Annotated in this window: 18 protein-coding genes; 9 read left to right on the forward strand and 9 right to left on the reverse strand. The window is 65.6% G+C overall.

Annotated features, from left to right (window positions below):
* Positions 1–215: 215 nt before the first annotated feature.
* The 6 genes from C1H84_RS11505 (at position 216) to C1H84_RS11530 (ending at position 6,907) form a co-directional block, all read left to right on the forward strand.
* A complete protein-coding gene (locus C1H84_RS11505) occupies positions 216–2,375 on the forward strand; it encodes a S9 family peptidase (protein WP_113607464.1) in 2,160 nt (719 codons plus the stop codon).
* 24 nt (positions 2,376–2,399) lie between these two features.
* Positions 2,400–3,413 carry a bifunctional GNAT family N-acetyltransferase/GrpB family protein gene (locus C1H84_RS11510; RefSeq protein ID WP_113607465.1) on the forward strand — a complete coding sequence of 338 codons (1,014 nt, stop codon included), beginning with the start codon at positions 2,400–2,402 and terminating at the stop codon, positions 3,411–3,413.
* 116 nt (positions 3,414–3,529) lie between these two features.
* A complete protein-coding gene (gene paaI, locus C1H84_RS11515; RefSeq protein WP_047119792.1) occupies positions 3,530–3,976 on the forward strand; it encodes a hydroxyphenylacetyl-CoA thioesterase PaaI in 447 nt (148 codons plus the stop codon).
* Positions 3,977–4,009: 33 nt separating this feature from the next.
* Positions 4,010–5,329: a phenylacetate--CoA ligase family protein gene (locus tag C1H84_RS11520; protein WP_053798573.1), complete on the forward strand. Its 1,320-nt coding sequence runs from the start codon at positions 4,010–4,012 to the stop codon at positions 5,327–5,329.
* Positions 5,330–5,361: 32 nt separating this feature from the next.
* Entirely contained in the window at positions 5,362–5,991 is a 630-nt protein-coding gene (locus C1H84_RS11525; protein ID WP_047119794.1) for a TetR/AcrR family transcriptional regulator, read from the forward strand.
* Positions 5,992–6,181: 190 nt separating this feature from the next.
* Complete coding sequence (locus tag C1H84_RS11530; RefSeq protein ID WP_181728118.1) at positions 6,182–6,907, forward strand: nicotinamide mononucleotide transporter; 726 nt, start codon at positions 6,182–6,184, stop codon at positions 6,905–6,907.
* Between the two features lie 84 nt (positions 6,908–6,991).
* On the opposite strand, the gene paaZ is transcribed toward C1H84_RS11530, so the two are convergent.
* The gene (gene paaZ, locus C1H84_RS11535) at positions 6,992–9,115 is read right to left on the reverse strand and encodes a phenylacetic acid degradation bifunctional protein PaaZ (RefSeq protein WP_113607467.1); all 2,124 of its coding nucleotides are present in this window, start codon (positions 9,113–9,115) and stop codon (positions 6,992–6,994) included.
* Positions 9,116–9,206: 91 nt separating this feature from the next.
* Here paaZ and C1H84_RS11540 point away from each other — a divergent pair, with 91 nt between their 5' ends.
* On the forward strand, positions 9,207–9,635 hold the full coding sequence (locus C1H84_RS11540; protein ID WP_053798577.1) for a hotdog fold thioesterase: 429 nt from the start codon (positions 9,207–9,209) through the stop codon (positions 9,633–9,635).
* Positions 9,636–9,864: 229 nt separating this feature from the next.
* On the opposite strand, the gene C1H84_RS11545 is transcribed toward C1H84_RS11540, so the two are convergent.
* The 4 genes from C1H84_RS11545 to C1H84_RS11560 form a co-directional block, all read right to left on the reverse strand.
* The gene (locus C1H84_RS11545) at positions 9,865–10,071 is read right to left on the reverse strand and encodes a hypothetical protein (protein WP_047119798.1); all 207 of its coding nucleotides are present in this window, start codon (positions 10,069–10,071) and stop codon (positions 9,865–9,867) included.
* Positions 10,072–10,083: 12 nt separating this feature from the next.
* Positions 10,084–10,653 carry a hypothetical protein gene (locus tag C1H84_RS11550; protein ID WP_053798578.1) on the reverse strand — a complete coding sequence of 190 codons (570 nt, stop codon included), beginning with the start codon at positions 10,651–10,653 and terminating at the stop codon, positions 10,084–10,086.
* Between the two features lie 103 nt (positions 10,654–10,756).
* Entirely contained in the window at positions 10,757–11,125 is a 369-nt protein-coding gene (locus C1H84_RS11555) for a VOC family protein (protein ID WP_047119800.1), read from the reverse strand.
* A 31-nt stretch (positions 11,126–11,156) separates the two neighbouring features.
* Complete coding sequence (locus C1H84_RS11560; protein ID WP_053798579.1) at positions 11,157–11,885, reverse strand: tyrosine-protein phosphatase; 729 nt, start codon at positions 11,883–11,885, stop codon at positions 11,157–11,159.
* A 137-nt stretch (positions 11,886–12,022) separates the two neighbouring features.
* On the opposite strand from C1H84_RS11560, the gene C1H84_RS11565 reads away from it, so the two are divergent.
* Positions 12,023–12,928, forward strand: coding sequence for a serine protein kinase RIO (locus C1H84_RS11565; RefSeq protein WP_052772453.1), 906 nt, complete (start codon positions 12,023–12,025; stop codon positions 12,926–12,928).
* 81 nt (positions 12,929–13,009) lie between these two features.
* Here the strand turns inward: C1H84_RS11565 and C1H84_RS11570 are convergent, their stop codons facing one another.
* A complete protein-coding gene (locus tag C1H84_RS11570; RefSeq protein WP_047119801.1) occupies positions 13,010–13,624 on the reverse strand; it encodes an acetate uptake transporter in 615 nt (204 codons plus the stop codon).
* Between the two features lie 124 nt (positions 13,625–13,748).
* Between C1H84_RS11570 and C1H84_RS11575 the strand changes: the two genes are divergently transcribed.
* Positions 13,749–14,606: a helix-turn-helix transcriptional regulator gene (locus C1H84_RS11575; RefSeq protein WP_113607468.1), complete on the forward strand. Its 858-nt coding sequence runs from the start codon at positions 13,749–13,751 to the stop codon at positions 14,604–14,606.
* A 70-nt stretch (positions 14,607–14,676) separates the two neighbouring features.
* On the opposite strand, the gene C1H84_RS11580 is transcribed toward C1H84_RS11575, so the two are convergent.
* From C1H84_RS11580 to C1H84_RS11590, 3 genes are read right to left on the reverse strand one after another with little or no spacing between them, the layout of a single operon-like run.
* Positions 14,677–15,549 carry a 3-hydroxyacyl-CoA dehydrogenase family protein gene (locus C1H84_RS11580; RefSeq protein WP_113607469.1) on the reverse strand — a complete coding sequence of 291 codons (873 nt, stop codon included), beginning with the start codon at positions 15,547–15,549 and terminating at the stop codon, positions 14,677–14,679.
* Between the two features lie 2 nt (positions 15,550–15,551).
* Positions 15,552–16,346: an enoyl-CoA hydratase/isomerase family protein gene (locus C1H84_RS11585; RefSeq protein WP_047119803.1), complete on the reverse strand. Its 795-nt coding sequence runs from the start codon at positions 16,344–16,346 to the stop codon at positions 15,552–15,554.
* A 4-nt stretch (positions 16,347–16,350) separates the two neighbouring features.
* The gene (locus tag C1H84_RS11590; RefSeq protein WP_113607470.1) at positions 16,351–17,574 is read right to left on the reverse strand and encodes a thiolase family protein; all 1,224 of its coding nucleotides are present in this window, start codon (positions 17,572–17,574) and stop codon (positions 16,351–16,353) included.
* Between the last annotated feature and the right edge of the window lie 45 nt (positions 17,575–17,619).

The raw sequence follows: 17,619 nt of genomic DNA on the forward strand, positions 1-17,619 counted from the left end.
TTTATTTTTCACTTATCTCAATCGCTTTCTCATGCTGTAGGGGCGAGTAACCCATGGGGCAGATTGATTCACTCTGCTTGCTAGCCTATGGCCAATGCGCGCATGTCGAAACCTTTTCCGCCCAACCGAGCGCGTCAGCGCACGAGGTCCTGAAGGCTGTCCGCGCTGAGCTTAGCGGCCTGCCAAACAGCGGACCGGTGGGATTGAATAGGTATATGAATCCAGAACCGCTTACCGCCAGCGCGCCGATCGCCGCGAAGAATCCAGTCACCCGCACCTTCCACGGGGACACCTTCACCGATGACTACGAATGGATGCGCGAGAAGACCAGCGAGCAGGTCCTGGACCACCTGAAGGCTGAAAACGCCTACACCGACGCGGTCACTGCCGACCAGGAGCCGCTGCGCCAGGCCATCTTCGACGAGATCAAGGCCCGCACCGTGGAGACCGACCTGTCGGTGCCCACCCGGCGCCGGGGCTGGTGGTACTTCACCCGCTCGGTCGAGGGCAAGCCCTACACCATCCAGTGCCGCGTCGCAGCGGAGCAGACCGGGGACCCGCGAGCCGACTGGACCCCGCCGGTCATCGACCCGGAAACCGCGCTGGAGGCCGAGCAGGTGCTGCTCGACGGCAACCAGCTGGCCGAGGGACAGAGCTTCTTCGCACTGGGCGGCATGGCCCTGAACGAGGAAAGCAACCTGCTGGCCTACTGCATCGACACCGCAGGCGACGAGCGCTTCACCCTCTACGTCAAGGACCTGGCCACCGGCCAGCTGCTGCCCGACGTCATCGAGGGCGTGTTCTACGGGTTGGCGTTCTCCCCCGATTCTTCGACGGTCTTCTACGTCGTGGTGGACGAGACCTGGCGCCCGCACCAGATCAAGGCCCACGTGCTGGGCACCGATCCCGCCACGGACACCGTCCTCTACCAGGAAGACGACCCGGGCATGTGGCTGGGCTTCGATTTGAGCACCGATCGGACCAAGCTGCTGATCTCCAGCGGCAACTCCGAATACTCGGAGACCAGCGTGCTGGATCTAACTGATCCGGCGGCCCAGGTGCGGCTGCTGGTGCCGCGCTCGCTGCGCCTGCTGCACGGGGTGGACCTGCTGCCCGGGACCGACGGCGCGGCAGTCATCACCCACGATTTCCAGGCGCCGAACAACATGGTGTCGCTGGCCGGACTCGACCAGCTCGGCGAGCAGACCGAGCCCGCGCAGTGGCGCACGGTCATCGAGCACCAGCAGACCGTGAAGATCGAGGGCACCGTGCTGACCGGCACGCACCTGGTGCTCTCGGTGCGCCGCGACACCTGCGAGCGCGTCCAGCTCATCGCCCTGGACGGGCTGGGCACCGCCGCGCAGCAGGCGGCCCTGGAGCCGGCCTTCGAGGACGAGCTGTTCACCGCCTCCCCGACCTTCGCCTCGCTGGAAGCTCCGCTGATCCGCATCGGCTACACCGCGGACTTCACCCCCGCCCGCGTGTACGACCTGTGGCTCGAGGACCAGTCGCTGGTGCTGCGCAAGCAGACCCCGGTGAACAACTACGACGCCGCGGACTACCTGTCCACCCGCGAATGGGCCGTGGCGGCCGACGGCACGCGCATCCCGCTGACCATCATGCGCCGCGCGGACCTGGACACCTCGGTGCCCAACCCGGTGCTCATCTACGGCTACGGCTCCTACGAGGCGTCCATGGATCCGGGCTTCGGCATCCCGCGGCTGAGCGTGCTGGACCGCGGGGTCGTGTTCGTCATCGCCCATGTGCGCGGCGGCGGCGAGCTGGGCCGCGACTGGTACCTGCAGGGCAAGAAGCTGCACAAGAAGAACACCTTCACCGATTTCATCGACGCCACCAAGTACCTGCTGGACTCCGGGTGGGCCGACCCGCAGCGCCTGGTGGCGCTGGGCGGTTCGGCCGGCGGCCTGCTGATGGGCGCCATCGCGAACATGGCCCCGCAGCTGTACACCGCGATCGTGGCGCAGGTGCCGTTCGTGGACGCGCTGACCTCGATCCTGGATCCCGAGCTGCCGCTGTCCGCGCTGGAATGGGAGGAATGGGGCAACCCGATCGAGGACAAGGAAGTCTACGACTACATGAAGTCCTACTCCCCCTACGAGAACGTCACCGCGCAGTCCTACCCGAAGATCGCGGCGGTCACCTCGCTGAACGACACGCGTGTGCTCTACGTGGAGCCGGCCAAGTGGGTGGCCAAGCTGCGCGAGCTGAACACCGGAGAGCAGCCGATCGTGCTGAAGACCGAGATGGAAGGCGGCCACGGCGGCGCCTCGGGCCGCTACGAGTCGTGGAAGTCCCGCGCCTGGGACTACGCATTCATCTTGGACGCGCTGGGCTGCCGCGAGATCGTGAAGTAGACACCTACCACCGGAAAGACTGCCATGCGCCACATCCAGATCTCCGAGTACCGCCAGGATCCCGCCGTGCGCGAGCTGCTGGCGCTGGCCGCCGACCCGGTGGACGAGCCGGCCCTGCAGGAACTGATCGATGACTGCCTGCAGCTGCAGGTCCTGGCAGCCTTCGGCGCGGACGGCGGCCCGGTGGCGCTGGCAGCCTACCGGCTGGGCGACGAATACAGCCTGTGCATCGAGTACCTCGCCGTGCTCGGGACGCACCAGCGCCGGGGCCTGGCCTCGGCACTGGTGAGCCGGCTGCAGGAACTGCACGGCCGCTGCATCTGGGCCACCACCGACGCGGATGCGGTGGACTTCTACCGCGCGCTGGGCTTCCTCATCAGCGACAGCGCTGCGGATCCACGCTGGCCTGCGGCGCGCAGGCACCTGTGCACGCTGCCCTACGCTCCGCTGCTCGGCCTCCAGCCGACCTCGGACCCGGGCTACGAGGATGTCGATGGCGCACCCTCGCGCGGACTCATCGAGCTGGCCCCGGCGGATCCGCGCTGGCCTGGGGACTTCGAGAAGATCCGCGCGGCGCTGTCCGCAGCGCTGGGGTCCAGCGCCCTGGCCATCGAGCACACCGGCTCCACCTCGGTGCCGGGATTGCCGGCCAAGCCGCTGATCGACGTGGCCCTGCTGGTTCCCGATGCCGATGATGAAGGGCGGTACGTCCCGCAGCTGCGCGCGGCGGGCATGGTCTTCTGGCACCGGGAACCTGGCTGGTACAAGCACCGCATGTTCAAGCCCGGGGCCGGCACCGGGCTGGCGGCCGGCAACATCCATGTCTTCAGTCCCGGCAGCCCGGAGTTCCTGCGTATGGTCCTCTTCCGCGACCACCTGCGCGGCCACCGCGCGGACCGCGAGGCCTACGCCGCGGCCAAACGCGAGGCGGCCAGCCAGCTGGCGGCGACGCACGGGGCACAGGGGCTGGTGATGGACTACAACCGGATCAAGGAGCCTTTCATCCTTGACCTCCACCGACGGATTTTCGGCAGCTAAGACTTTTCCCCGCGATAGCCAGCCATTCGCAGACGATTCACCACCAGAACTTGACTTGCCTCACATTTTGTTATTACCTAATGATCGTTCGGTAAATAATTCGGCGAAGGAAGTCCATGAGCGAAACACAGGTCGAGAAACCTCTTCCGCACGCAATTCTCGAGAATGACTATGCCACGCAGTGGATGGGCATCGAGGTTGTCGAGGTCTCCGACGGCAAGGCCGTCATCACCATGGAGCTGAAACGGGAGATGCTCAACGGCTTCGGCATCGCCCACGGCGGAATGATCTTCGCCCTTGCCGATACCGCTTTCGCACTGAGCTGCAACCCTCCCGAGGGGTCGGAGGACACGATCACAGTCGCTTCCGGAGTGGACATCAATTTCCTCAAGCCGGGCATCCCCGGACGCTTGTTGACCGCATCAGCACGCCGGGTCTCCCAGCAGGGCCGCAGCGGACTCTACGACATCACCGTCACCCAGCCGGGCCGCGACGGAGCCACCGAAACGGTGGCCGAGTTCCGCGGGCGCTCACGAACCGTCCCAAAGCCCAAGAGCCGCTAGACCTTTCCGCCACCACCACACGAAAGTACGAGCATGTCACAGAATATCGATCGCGACAGCCTGCCGAATCCGCTGGATGCAGAAGAGACCATGAGCCGTGATCAGATCGAATCGATCCAGCTCACCCGCCTGAAGGAAACCCTGCACCTGGCCTACGACAAGGTGCCGTACTACAAGGAAAAGTACGACGCAGCCGGTGTGCACCCGAACGACCTGAAGGAACTGGATGATCTGAAGATCTTCCCGTTCACCGAGAAGGAAGACCTGCGCAAGACCTACCCGTTCGGCATGTTCGCCGTGCCGCAGCACGAGGTCGCCCGCATCCACGCTTCCTCGGGCACCACAGGCCGCGCCACCGTGGTCGGCTACACCCAGCAGGACCTGGACGACTGGGCCAAGCTCGGTGCCCGCTGCCTGCGCCTGTCCGGCGTCAAGCCGGGCTGGAAGGTGCATAACGCCTACGGCTACGGCCTGTTCACCGGTGGCATGGGCGCCCACGCCGCGGCCGAGCGCCTGGGCACCACCGTGATCCCGATGTCCGGCGGCCAAACCGAGAAGCAGATCACCTTGATCAAGGACTTCGCCCCGGATGCCATCCTGTGCACCCCGACCTACCTGCTGACCATTGGCGACGCCATGCAGCGCCAGGGCCTCGACCCGCGCGACACCTCGCTGAAGGTCGCCGTGCTCGGCGCCGAGCCGTGGACCGAGGAAATGCGCCACGAGCTGGAAGAGATGTTCGGCATCGACGCCTGCGACATCTACGGCCTGTCCGAGGTCATGGGCCCAGGCGTGGCCGGCGAATCACGCGAGCGCAAGGACGGCAGCCACATCTGGGAGGACCATTTCCGCCCGGAGATCCTGGACGCCTACGACCCGACGAAGGTGCTGCCGGACGGCGAGCACGGCGAGCTGGTCTTCACCTCGCTGACCAAGCAGGCGCTGCCGATCATCCGCTACCGCACCCACGACCTGACCCGTCTGATGCCGGGCACCGCGCGTCCGGGCCACCGCCGCATGGGCCGCATCACCGGCCGCAGCGACGACATGATCATCCTGCGCGGCGTGAACCTGTTCCCGAGCCAGATCGAGGAACTGATCTTGAAGGTGCCGGCCCTCTCCGCGCATTTCCAGCTCGTGCTCACCCGTCCTGACCGCATGGACCAGCTGGCCGTCAAGGTCGAGCGCCGTTCGGATGCCTCGGCCGAGGACGCGGCCGACGCCGCCAAGACCCTGGCCAAGCTGATCAAGATCCATGTGGGTTCCTCCTGCGCCATCGACGTGGTGGATCCGGAGACTCTTGAACGCTCCATGGGCAAGCTCAAGCGCATTTACGACCTGCGCAACAGCTAGCCGTCACGGAGACGTGAAATAATCGAGGAATTATGCAGACAACCCCAGCAGTGACCCCACCGGTCAAACGCGGCCGTCCCGGTTACGACCAGGAAACCGTGCTCCAGACCGCCGTCGAGGCGTTCAACGAGTACGGCTACGATGCAACCTCGATGGGCAAGCTCGCCGACCGGCTGGGCATCAGCAAGTCGGCGATCTACCACCACGTCCCCTCCAAGGAGGATCTGCTGCGCCTGGCGCTGGACGAGGCGCTGATCCCGCTGGAATCCATGATCGAGCAGGTGCACGGGCATGAGGGAAACGCCGACGAGCGCCTGGAATTCTTCCTGCGCTCCACGGTGCGCATCCTGATCGCCAAGCGTTCCTACGTGACCTTGCTGCTGCGCCTGCGCGGGAACACGGAGCTTGAGCGCGCCGCGCTGCAGCGCCGACGCCAGATGGACCGCGAACTCTCGCAGTTGGTGACCTTGGCGCAGCGCGAGGGTCAGCTGCGCGAGGACCTGGAGCCTCGCGCCACCGCCCGCCTGCTGTTCGGCATGATCAACTCGGTGGTGGATTGGTACCGCCTGGACGGCGTGATTGATGCGGTGACCTTGGAGAACCAGGCGATTTCGCTGCTGTTCAATGGCCTGCATGCGCTGCCCGAGGACCAGACCTCCTGAACCCCGGCGCTATCGGCCCCGGTTCGCCCTGCGGGGCGGGCCGGGGCCTTTGCCGTGCATCGAGGTGCACCGGGTTCCTGCGGACCGGACTGGCTGCCGCGCTTGTGTTCCTCACAGGATTCACAGCTAGCATCGTAGGGGTGCGTTTTGCTCCCGCGCAGCCGTATACAACTCAACACAAAGAAGCATCGTGGAATCAATTATTGATAGTCTCTTCCAGCTGTCCTTGAGCACCAGCTCTGGCGTGCAGATCCTGCTGTTCGCGATCAGCGCCCTGTTCGTGGTCATCGCCGCGTTGCTGCTGGCGCACCGCAACGACCTGGGCTGGTGGGCCCTGATCATGGCGGTATTCTCCGGACCGATCATCAGCGCCATGAAGTACGACCTGTACGCGCTGTTCTACGGCGTCCCGCTGCTTCTGCTGGCGATCTTCGGACTGTGGCGCTTCTCCCGATTCGAGCTCAAGGGCAAGTTCATCCGCATGGTGACCCGCACCCAGCTCACCGTGACCTCGGTGGTCGGCCTGCTGGCCGGCATCATCCTGCTGGTGGCCCTGCACTTCAACGTCTTCCTGTTCAACGGCAGCTACCTGAGCGCCACCCCGGAAGTCTGGGCCATGTACGTTTCCGACGCGGTGATCTTCGCGTCCTTCGTGCTAATCGCCCGCGGCGTGCGCAGTGGCTGGCTGCTGCTGGCCGCCGGCGCGATCTCCTATGTCGTGGTGTATTTCCTGGTCAGCCCGATGCTGGGCATGTTGGGCCTGTACGTGTTCACCGCCCTGGCGGCACTGTACGGCTGGTATCAGTGGCGCGCGCTGCCCGCGGCCTCGCAGCCGGAACCGACCCAGGAAGAGATCGCCCTGGAAGCAGCCGCCAAGGCCGCCTTGGACAAGCTGAACTCCGCAGACGACAAGTAAATACTTCCCGGAACAACACCACGCCGGCCTTCGAGAATTCTCGAAGGCCGGCGTGGTGTTTATGGCGCTACCGCGGAGCGGGGCTCAGCCCTGCCAGTTGGCGTAGGTGGAATCGGTCTTCTCCACCAGGGTCAGCACGTCGTAGGTGGCCACGATCTCGTCGTTCTGGTTGTGCAGCACGGCGTCCCAGGCGACCTCTCCGTACTCGTCGGTCACGCGTGGGGTGATCTTCTTGGCGGTCAGGGTCACGCGGATCGAGTCCCCGGCACCGACCGGGGTGATGAAGCGCAGGCTCTCCAAGCCGTAGTTGGCCAGCACGGGTCCCGGAGCGGGCTCCACGAACAGCCCCGCGGCCCAGGAGACCAGCAGGTAGCCGTGGGCCACGATGCCCGGGAAGAACGGGTTGGCTTCGGCGGCCTTCGCGTCGGTGTGCGCGTAGAAGGTATCGCCGGTTTCATTCGCGAACGCGGTGATTTCCTCGAGGCTCACCTCGCGCAGGTCCGAAACGAAGCCGTCGCCGATCTTCAGCTCGGCCAGCGACTTGCGGAACGGGTGCACGTTCGAGGCCTGACCGCCGAACTTCTCGCAGCCGGCCAGCGACTGGGCCGCGCCGGTGTGCCACACGCCGGTCAGGGCAGTGAGCATGTTCGGGGAGCCCTGCACCGCGGTGCGCTGCATGTGGTGCTTGACCGAACGCACGCCGCCCAGTTCCTCGCCGCCGCCGGCGCGGCCCGGGCCGCCGTGGACCAGGTGCGGCACCGGCGAGCCGTGGCCCGTGGTGCTGCGCGCGGTTTCGCGGTTCAGGATGTGCACGCGGCCGTGGTGGCCTGCAATGCCCAGCGAGAGCTGGCGCATGGCTTCGGCGTCATTGGTGCAGACGGTGGCGACCAGCGAGCCGGCGCCCAGCGCGGCCAGGGCCACAGCCTCGTCCACGGTGTCGTAGCCGACCACGGAGCTGACCGGGCCGAAGGCTTCGCGGGAGTGCAGGATCGGGTTGCGGGCGTCCTCCCAGCGCAGCACCATCGGGGCCATGAAGGCGCCCTGCTCGGCCACTGCGTCGGTGTCCGGGGCCACGCGGACCTTTGGCGCGTCCAGCGCGCCGTAGGCCAGCTCGCCGCCGGCGGCCAGCATATCCTCGACCGCGGCGCGCACGTCGCGCAGCTGGTCAAGGGAGGCCAGCGCGCCCATGGTCACGCCTTCGACGCGCGGGTCGCCGACGACCACGCGCTCGTCGATGCGCTTGCCGATGGCTGCGATGACCGCGTCCACCTGGCCGGCCGGAACGATGTTGCGGCGGATGGCGGTGCACTTCTGGCCAGCCTTGGTAGTCATCTCGTTGACGACGACCTTGATGAAGGCATCGAACTCCGGGGTGCCTTCCACTGCGTCAGGGCCAAGGATGGCGGCGTTCAGCGAGTCGGTCTCGGCGCTGAAGCGCACGCCGCCGTCGACGACGTTCGGATGGGCCTTCAGCTTGCTGGCGGTGGCCGCCGAGCCGGTGAACGCGAACATGTCGCGGTAGTCCAGGTGGTCCATCAGGTCGCGGGCCGAGCCGGAGAGCAGCTGCAGCGAGCCGTCCGGCAGCAGGCCGGAGTCGAGCATCAGGCGCACCACCGCTTCGGTCAGGTAGCCGGTCGGGGTGGCGGGCTTGACGATGGTCGGCACGCCGGCGATGAAGGCCGGGGCGAACTTCTCCAGCATGCCCCAGACCGGGAAGTTGAAGGCGTTGACCTGGACCACGACACCGGTCAGCGCGGTGTAGATGTGGGTTCCCAGGAACGAGCCGTCCTTGCTCAGCGGCTCGGTCGGGCCGTCGAGGATGACGTTGGAGTTGGGCAGTTCGCGGCGGCCCTTGCCGGAGAAGGTGAACAGCACGCCGATGCCGCCGTCGATGTCCACCATGGAATCGATCTTGGTGGCGCCGGTCTTGTAGGAGATCTCGTAGAGCTCCTTGCGGTGCTCGTTGAGGTGCAGGGCCAGCTCCTTGAGCTTCAGCGCACGCTCATGCAGCGAGAGCTTGGCCAGTTCGCGCTGGCCGGTGGTGCGGCCGTAGGCTACGGCGCCGGCCACATCGAGGCGGTCCTTGGTGACGGTGGCGAGCAGTTCGCCGGTGTTGGCATCAAGTACTTCGGTGCCTCCCTCGGCTGCTGGGGTCTGCCATTGACCGGCAATGAAACTTGGGACTACACCAATCTGGGCTGTCGTCATCGACGCAATTCCTTCCTGAACGGTCGGTCAGTATTAGTGTTAACCATAACAGCAATGACGTGATCGACGACACCCGTAAAGGACCGTGAAAATGACCGACGTACAGCACCAGGCCCAGAACCTCGAACCGTGGACGATTGAGCTGGGCGAATTGGACCGCAAGATGGGTGTGCGCATCATCGAGGAGTCCGTGGACAAGGTGGTGGCCACCATGCCGGTGGAAGGCAACACCCAGTCCTTCGGGCTGCTGCACGGCGGCGCCTCGCTGGCAGTAGGTGAAGCGGTGGGCTCCTGGGCCGCCGTGAAATTCGCCTCGACCTTCGGCAAGGTCGTGGTGGGAGTCGACGTCAACGCGACGCACCACCGCTCGGCCACCGAAGGGCTGGTCACCATCACGGCCACGCCGATCAAGCTGGGCCGGCGCATGACCAGCCACGAAGTGCTCATCACCGACGAGCAGCAGCGCCGCATCTGCACCCTGCGCATCACCAACCTGGTGGTGGATAAGCCCAAGCACTAGGCTCCTGCGCTCGGTTTACGCCGAGACAAGGAAAGAACGGCTGGCTGCTCCGGGAAACGGAATCCCACGAACAAGCGGGCTCGCCATCGGCGGGCCCGCTTTCAGATGAAATCCGCGTGGAGTCCCAACACCTCAAGTTTTCCGAAGAGCAACAAGATCACCTAGGAATGGCGCGGAATATTTCCGCGGAGACTCTGGATTTCATCCCTTCTGCAAACCGCGGTGGAAACTACCCATCCACAACTCGGCCGAGGTGCTCGGGCAAGCGAATTTGGGAAAGCTCAATGACTGACTCGGACGTCTTGCGACCCAATCGGCGATCAAGCGCAACCTTAAGCTTGGCTGCTTCGATTTCCTCGCCCAGCACCCTGAAGACTTCTTCGGCGTTATTGGGGTCGTAAGTCCGCGCCCTAGGTGCGGTTGCCGGCTCCGACATGTTTTTCTCCTTTCACTCTTGGTCCCCATTGTCCCGCTCGGTTGATTTCTGGTCTACAGTTTCTTCCGACGCGGGATCCCCACCCCCGAGAAAACCAAACCTATTGGCATCCTGCAAAAGTAGCTGAATCTTGGATTCAACCAAACCCGTGTTGCCACCCTTCCAAACGGCATCAAGCAATATCTTGTCTGAATCGCTGGTAAGGGGACTGTCTACAAGTTGCTCCAGTACTTCCTTCCCGAACTTTTTCATCGAAGGGTCCCGAGATGTGCTGGCTTCCAGCGCCCATTGGGTTCGCCGCCACCATTCGGAGCGGGACTCATTGGCATTGGACGAGGCGAGAACTTTTCGTTGATGCGCAAGATTCAGCAAAGCAAGCACCGCAACTACGGCCGCAGCAAGGAATGCGGCCCACGGAGCCAAGGCTTGCACGACAGTCCAGAAATTCGGCCCACCCGGTTCAAGTGCTTCCAAAGCGTCCACGCCTCTGTCAGCGATATCTCTCCAGAATGCCTCGTCGTCTTGGCCCAGAGACACGACCAGATCATCACCGCCGCGCGGGATTGAGTCACCAATGCCCATTTCCCGTGCTCCTTTTCTTTACGATCATCCGCCGGTCAGCGAAGCTGATGGATCGAAATAGTGCCATTGATCGTGCTGGATCAAGGCCATGGGTGCCACGTTCCTATGCGGAGGCCCAAACTCCCAGCTCGTTTCCGGAAGGATCTGTGAAATGCAGCCGGCGGCCTCCGGGGAACGGATAGGCAGGCTGGTCGATCCAGCCTCCGGCGGCCTCGATGGCGCGCGCCGTGGCGTCCAGGTTTTCGGAATACAGCAGCACGAAGGGCCCGCCGACGGGCCGCGGCTTGTCGGCCAACAGCAGTCCCCCGGACTCCTCCGCAGTAGCTTCCGGCATGAGGATGCCGGCGTATTGGTCGCCGTAGTCGACGAACTTCCAGCCGAAGGCGGCCGCGTAGAAGTCCTTGGCCGCCTGCAGGTCGGTGACGGTCAGTTCAACATAGTTCAAGGCATGATGCCGCAGCTTTCCATCCATGCCCCGAGCCTACAGTTCGATTGCGGCTCTGTCATGGGTTTTCGCGACGTGCCAGCTGTCGCAATGCAGCCAAGCTGCTTTCGCCCACGCCCTGCCCGCGCAAGTAGTCCTCGGCATAGCCGAGCCAGTCGAGGAACTTCTCCAGTTCGGCGGCGCGGCCGCGGATGATCGAGTCCAGCTCGCCGTCCGCCTGGTGGGACTCATAGGGGTGCTTGCGCGGCGAGACCCGATGCCATTCGTTGATGCCGCGCACCGCCGCTTCGTCGTGGGCCAGGATCTCGTCGCGCCGCCCGGCCAAATCCAGCAGCAGCGTTGCCACAAGTCCGGAGCGGTCCCGTCCGGCGGAACAGTGGATCACCGCGCCGCTGCGCGTTGCGGCCAGGTTCTCGAAGACCGAGGCCAGATGCCCGCCGAATTCCTCGCAGACCAGCCGGAACATTCCGGTGTGGTTCATGTACGGCACCGCGATCGCCTCGAAGCGCTTGTTGCCCGGGGATTCCAGCGGGAGGTTGAACAGCTCGATGCCCTGCATGCTCAACTCATCCACCACCGGGTCGTGCTCGCGGCGGCTGATCTCCCCCGGGTTGCGCAGGTCGATCACCCGGTCGATGCCGTCCGCCTGCAGCTGCCGCCAGCCTTGGGCGGTGAGCCATTCGTGGCGGCCCATGCGGTAGAAGACTCCGCAGATGTGGCGGGCATTGATCGCGCCGTCCCAGTGGACGTCCATCGACTGCTTGCGGTACTCGGGGGCGTGGCTCATGAGTCCATTGCAACACATTCGCCATCTGCTGTAGGGTATTAGTCATTGGCAAATGCCAATGAGTCTATCTAAGGAGGGGTACCGATGAATGTCCGTGACCTTGCTATGCCATCTCCCCTTCTCACCAAGGACTCATTGTGTCTCATTACCCCGGCGGCAACACCGCCTTTTCTCCCCTAGCGCGCAACGGCTACGACGAGGCCGACACCCAGCTGAAAACCCGCCGCGGCCAGCCGACCTGGGACGAAACCACCCAGGACGATCTAATCGAGGGCCAGCGCTACTCCACCTGGCCATCCATCGAAAAGGGCTGTCGCGGACCGCAGCCCTACCCCTCGTGGCTCATCGAGGACGCCGCGGCCTTGGATACCGAGCTCGGAATCCTCAAGACCGGCAAGGAAGGCGATGTCTTCCTCGTGGAGCGGGCCACCGAAACACGCAGCACGCTGCTGGCGGCCAAACGCTACCGCGGCCGGGAGCACCTGCAGTTCAGCCGTTCGCAGGCCTACAGCGAGGGCCGCTCCGCCCGGCGCTCGCGCGATAACCGCGCGGTGAAAAACAACTCCAGCTATGGCCGCGAGGTGGCGGCCCTGCAGTGGGCGAGCGCCGAGTGGTCCTATCTGCGGCGCTGCCACGAAGCGGGGATCCCGGTCCCCTATCCCGTGCAGATCGACGGCACTGAAATCCTCATGGAATTCATTGCGGACCCGGAGATCCCCCGGGCCGCCGCGCCCCGGCTGCAGCAGATCTCCCGCAACGATCCTCGGCTTCCGGCCCTCTGGGACCAGCTGGCCGACGCCATGGAGAAGTTCGCCGCGCTGGGCATCGCGCACGGCGACCTGTCGGCCTACAACCTGCTGGTTGCGGGCGCCCGGCTGGTGGTCATCGATGTGCCGCAATGCGTGGATCTGGCCGGCAACGTGCAGGGCCTGGATTACCTGCACCGCGACTGCGTCAACATGTGCGACTGGTTTACCGCCAAGGGCCTGCCGCGCGACGCCGAGGCGCTGTTCACCTCGCTGCTGGCCAGCATGTTCGCTTAGCCCCAGACGGACGGCAGCCCGCTGACCCGGGATCCTCCGGGTCGGCGGGCTGTCGTCGTTTGCGGTCTGCTCAGCTGCGGGCTACTTGGCCCACATCGGCAGCACCTCGCGCTTCCAAGTGGCGTTGGTGACGACGGCGCAGGAACCGTACGCGGCCAGTGCCGCGGTGACCAGGCCCAGCCAGCCGCCGAGCTCGTGGATCAGCTGGTTGCCGGTGAACGCGCCGATGGTCAGCGCGACGAAGGCGGTGCACAGCACGGTGAACACGGTAACCAGGACCCCATTGGTTTTCAGCGAGGCGATGGTCATGTAGATGGTGAAGAGAGTCCAGCCCAGCAGGTAGACGCCCATGCCGACGGATCCCACGGCGGCGGCGATTTCAGGGTTGCTCTCGATCCACCAGAAGCCCATCCAGAACATTCCGTAGGAGGTGAAGGCGGTGGCCCCGAAGACGTTGCCCTTGAAGAATTCAATGACGCCGGCAATGATCTGTGCAATGCCGCCGTAGAAGAACGCCAGCGCCAGGACCGCGAAACCGGCCTCGGGAATCAGCCCGGCATTGGCCAGGCTCAGCACGAAGGTGGTCATGGCGAAGGCGCCCAGGCCGAGGGCCGCCGGATCGGCAATAGCGGTCTTGGCGGCTGGCTGTTCGCGCAGCGGCAACTCCAGGTCCGGGCGGGTCAGGGTTGCAGTCATGGGGCACACTCCGATGTGTAGTTGTACGGAATAATCGTCGGGCGGTGACCTGCGTCACCAACTCTCCTGCAGGTATCCTAGGGAGGCAGTGAGACGCGTCACTACCATCTAAAGGAGGTAGCAGTTGACCACCGATTCCTTGCCCCAGGTGGCCCTGCTGGAGCGTACTCTGAACACCCTGGCCGCCCGCACCGGCTTCCCCGTGGCCTTCGGCGGCTTCGCGGAATCCGGCGGCACGGTGCTGACAAGTTTCGCCGGCACCCGCACCGGCGCGTTGCGCGGATTGGTGATCCAGCCCGGACAGGGGCTGGGCGGGCTTGCCCTGGCCCGCCGGGAGCTGACGGCCACCGGGGCTTACCAACAGTCCCCCGACATCATCCACAGCTACGACCGGGAGATCGGCGTGGAAGGGATCATCACCCTGCTGGCGATCCCCGTGGTGGTCGACAACCAGGTGCGCGCATTGATCTACGCCGGGCTGCGCGACCGTTCCCAGCTCACGGATGAAACGCTGGCCGCCGCGGCCGGCGAGGCGCGGCGCCTGGCCTGGGAACTGTCGGTCCACGAGGAGACCGAACGTCGTCTGGCGGTGCTGTCCGCCTCGGAGGCCCACGCCACCCACGCCTCGGATCTGGCGTTGAGCCAGGAGGACCTGACAGTGCTGTACACCGAGCTGCGCGACATCGCCCGGCTGATCGAGGATCCGGAATTGGCGCAGCGATTGAGCACCGCGGGATCCATGCTGCGCGCCGGGCAGCCGCGCGAGGTCGCCGGTTCACGCGGCGCGGGCCCGCTGTCGCCCCGGGAGCTGGATGTCCTCACCCACTTGGCGCTGGGCAAGCGCAACGCGCTGATCGGTGCGCACCTTGACCTGGCCGAGAGCACGGTCAAGAGCTATATCGCCTCGGCGATGCGCAAGCTGGAGGCAGCCAACCGCTTCGATTTGGTGCTGCGGGCCCGAAGCCGCGGCCTGATTCCCTGAAACGCGCGCCGGATATGCGAAAAGGGCCGCTTGCGCAGCCCTTTCCATCGGTTGTCGTGCTCTTGGGTTCCTACCAGGTGTAGAAGCCCTGTCCGGTCTTGCGGCCCAGCTTGCCCTCGGCCACCAGGTCCTTGAGGATCTGCGGCGGAGCGAAGCGGTCGCCAAGGGTTTCGTGAAGGTATTCGGCAATGCCCAGGCGCACATCCAAGCCCACGATGTCGGTGGTCTTCAGCGGGCCAGTCGGGTGCTTGTAACCCAGCACCATCGCGTTGTCGATGTCCTCGGCGCTGGCCACGCCCTCTTCGACCATGCGCATGGCTTCCAGCGCGATGGCCACGCCCAGGCGGGAGGAGGCGAAGCCCGGGGCGTCGTTGACCACCACTGCGGTCTTGCCCAGCGCGGAGACCCAGCCGCGCGAGGCGTCAACCAGCTGCGGGTTGGTCTGCTTGCCGATGACGACCTCGATCAGCGTGGACGCCGGGACCGGGTTGAAGAAGTGCAGGCCCAGGAAGTTCTGCGGGCGCGCCAGTTTCTCGGCCATGCCGGACACGGACAGCGAGGAGGTGTTGGAGGCCAGCACGGCGTCCTGGGACAGCTCGGCTTCCACCGCCTGCAGCGAGAAGATCTTCAGGTCCCAGATTTCCGGGACGGCTTCGATGACCAGCTGTGCCGAGGCGAAGTCGGCGTAGTTGGTGCTCACGGCGAAGCGCGCCAGCAGCTGCTCGCGGGTTTCGCTGACCGCGCCGCGGGCGATGGATTTGTCCACGGACTCCACCACGCGCTCGTAGGCGCCCTTGGCGGATTCCTCGTCGCGCTCAACCACGGTCACGGCGCTGCCGCTGACCAAAAAGCCGTGGGCGATGCCGGCGCCCATGCGCCCGCCGCCGAGCACGCCCATGGTGGCAGGCAGGGCGCCGTCGATAAAGTTTGTCGCTTCACTCATGCTTACTTCTTCTTTCGGTCTAGGAATGCCTGCATGCGGTCGAACTTGGCCTGGGACTCGAAGAGCATGCCCTGGGCCAGGTTGTCGATGATCGGGTGCACCTCGCGCGGGGTGTGGAAGACCGACTTGCTGATGCGCACTGCCAGCGGGTCCTGCGCGGCGATGCGGTCGGCCAACGCGTCGGCGGCGGCGTCCAGCTCGGCGGCCGGGTGCAGCTCGGTGATCAGCTGGACTTCCAGGCACTGCGCTCCGGTGAGCACCTTGCCGGCCAGCAGGATCTCCTTGGCCAGCGGCTCGCCGACCAGTTCCTTCAGGCGCCAGGTCGCGCCGGCGGCGGCCATGATGCCCAAGTTGGTTTCAGGGTTGCCCATGCGCAGATCCTCGGTGCCGATGCGGAAGTCTGCCGCGTAGGCCAGTTCCGCGCCGCCGCCCAGAGCGAAGCCGTCAAGCGCGGCCACCACGGGCATCGGCAGCTTGGCGATGCGGTCGAAGATGCCGGAGTTGATGCCTGCCAGCGCGTCGTCGCGGCGGCGCTCGCGCAGCTGCGCGATGTCGGCGCCGGAGGCGAAGATGCCCTTGGAGCCGCGCGGTTTTTCCTCGGTCGGCGCGGTGCCGGGGGTGCCGGCCAGGATCATGATCTTCGGGGTGCGCTCAAGGTAGGCGCAGACCGCGTGCAGTTCGTCGACCATGACCTGGTCGATCGCGTTGCGGACCTCGGGGCGGTGCAGGCGCACCCACACGCGGTCATCGGTCTCGGTGATCTGCAAGGTGGTGAAGTCTTCGGGAGTCAGGCTCATGGAGTTAGACGCCCTCCACCAGCAGGGCGGTGCCCTGGCCGACTCCCACGCACATGGTGGCCACGCCGAGCTTGCGCTCGGCTCCGGCCAGTTCGCGCTCCATGCGGCCCAGCAGGGTGATCACGATGCGCGAGCCAGAGGAGCCCAGCGGGTGGCCCAGGGCGATGGCGCCGCCGTCGCGGTTCACGATGGACGGGTCCACGCCCAGCTCGTTCATGCTGGCCAGCGACTGGCTGGCGAAGGCCTCGTTGATCTCCATGGCGCCGATGTCCGAGATGGACAGGCCCGCGCGGGAAAGCACCTTGTTGGTGGCCGGGACCGGGCCCATGCCCATGATCTCCTGTGCCAGGCCGGCGGCCTGGCCGTCGACGATGCGGGCGCGCGGGGTCAGCCCGTACTTCTGGATGGCACGCTCGGAAACCACCAGGATGGCCGAAGCGCCGTCGTTCAGGGTCGAGGCGTTGCCGGCGGTGACCACCGAGCCGCCCTTGACGACCGGGCGCAGACCGGCCAGCACCTCGGCGGTGGTGCCCGGGCGCGGGCCCTCGTCGGTGTCGACGATCGTGTCGCTCTTGCGGCCCTTGACGGTCACCGGGACGATCTCGTCCTTGAAGCGTCCGGCCTCGATGGCGGCGATGGACTTGGCGTGCGATTCCACCGCGAACTGGTCGGCGTCCTCGCGGGAGATGTTGTAGACGCGGGCGACTTCCTCGGCCGTCTCCGGCATGGAGTAGGTGGCCTTGCCGTCGCGGGAAAGCTCCCCGGACAGGAAGGCGGGGTTGGTGAAGCGCCAGCCGATGGAGGTGTCGAAGGTGGCGCCCGGCTTGGCGAAGGCCTTGGCAGGCTTCTCCATGACCCATGGGGCGCGGGACATGGATTCCACGCCGCCGGCTACCACGATGTCCGCGGCGCCGGACTTGACCATGTGGCTTGCCATGGTGATGGCGCTCATGCCAGAGGCGCATAGGCGGTTCACGGTGATGCCCGGAACCGTGTTCGGCAGGCCGGCCAGCAGCCATGCCATGCGGGCCACGTTGCGGTTTTCTTCGCCGGCGCCGTTGGCGTTGCCGAAGATGACTTCGTCAACCAGCTCCGGATCGATGCCTGCGTCGTCGATGACGCGGCGGATCGTCAACGCCGCCAGGTCGTCCGGACGCACGCTGCTCAGCGCTCCGCCGTACCGTCCAACTGGGGTACGTGCTCCGCCTACGAGAAATGCCTCGGCCATGATTGCTCCTTGCGACAAAAAGTAGTGATGCTCAGCACTCTAACT

The organism is Glutamicibacter soli, assembly GCF_003309065.1.
GTDB lineage: Bacteria > Actinomycetota > Actinomycetes > Actinomycetales > Micrococcaceae > Glutamicibacter > Glutamicibacter soli.

What these genes read in the sequence shown, in the direction of transcription:
- C1H84_RS11505 (WP_113607464.1), top strand. Translation starts at nt 216, where the DNA reads ATGAATCCAGAACCGCTTACCGCCAGCGCGCCGATCGCCGCGAAGAAT.
- C1H84_RS11510 (WP_113607465.1), top strand. Translation starts at nt 2,400, where the DNA reads ATGCGCCACATCCAGATCTCCGAGTACCGCCAGGATCCCGCCGTGCGC.
- paaI (WP_047119792.1), top strand. Translation starts at nt 3,530, where the DNA reads ATGAGCGAAACACAGGTCGAGAAACCTCTTCCGCACGCAATTCTCGAG.
- C1H84_RS11520 (WP_053798573.1), top strand. Translation starts at nt 4,010, where the DNA reads ATGTCACAGAATATCGATCGCGACAGCCTGCCGAATCCGCTGGATGCA.
- C1H84_RS11525 (WP_047119794.1), top strand. Translation starts at nt 5,362, where the DNA reads ATGCAGACAACCCCAGCAGTGACCCCACCGGTCAAACGCGGCCGTCCC.
- paaZ (WP_113607467.1), bottom strand. Translation starts at nt 9,115, where the DNA reads ATGACGACAGCCCAGATTGGTGTAGTCCCAAGTTTCATTGCCGGTCAA.
- C1H84_RS11540 (WP_053798577.1), top strand. Translation starts at nt 9,207, where the DNA reads ATGACCGACGTACAGCACCAGGCCCAGAACCTCGAACCGTGGACGATT.
- C1H84_RS11545 (WP_047119798.1), bottom strand. Translation starts at nt 10,071, where the DNA reads ATGTCGGAGCCGGCAACCGCACCTAGGGCGCGGACTTACGACCCCAAT.
- C1H84_RS11550 (WP_053798578.1), bottom strand. Translation starts at nt 10,653, where the DNA reads ATGGGCATTGGTGACTCAATCCCGCGCGGCGGTGATGATCTGGTCGTG.
- C1H84_RS11555 (WP_047119800.1), bottom strand. Translation starts at nt 11,125, where the DNA reads ATGGATGGAAAGCTGCGGCATCATGCCTTGAACTATGTTGAACTGACC.
- C1H84_RS11560 (WP_053798579.1), bottom strand. Translation starts at nt 11,885, where the DNA reads ATGAGCCACGCCCCCGAGTACCGCAAGCAGTCGATGGACGTCCACTGG.
- C1H84_RS11570 (WP_047119801.1), bottom strand. Translation starts at nt 13,624, where the DNA reads ATGACTGCAACCCTGACCCGCCCGGACCTGGAGTTGCCGCTGCGCGAA.
- C1H84_RS11580 (WP_113607469.1), bottom strand. Translation starts at nt 15,549, where the DNA reads ATGAGTGAAGCGACAAACTTTATCGACGGCGCCCTGCCTGCCACCATG.
- C1H84_RS11585 (WP_047119803.1), bottom strand. Translation starts at nt 16,346, where the DNA reads ATGAGCCTGACTCCCGAAGACTTCACCACCTTGCAGATCACCGAGACC.
- C1H84_RS11590 (WP_113607470.1), bottom strand. Translation starts at nt 17,574, where the DNA reads ATGGCCGAGGCATTTCTCGTAGGCGGAGCACGTACCCCAGTTGGACGG.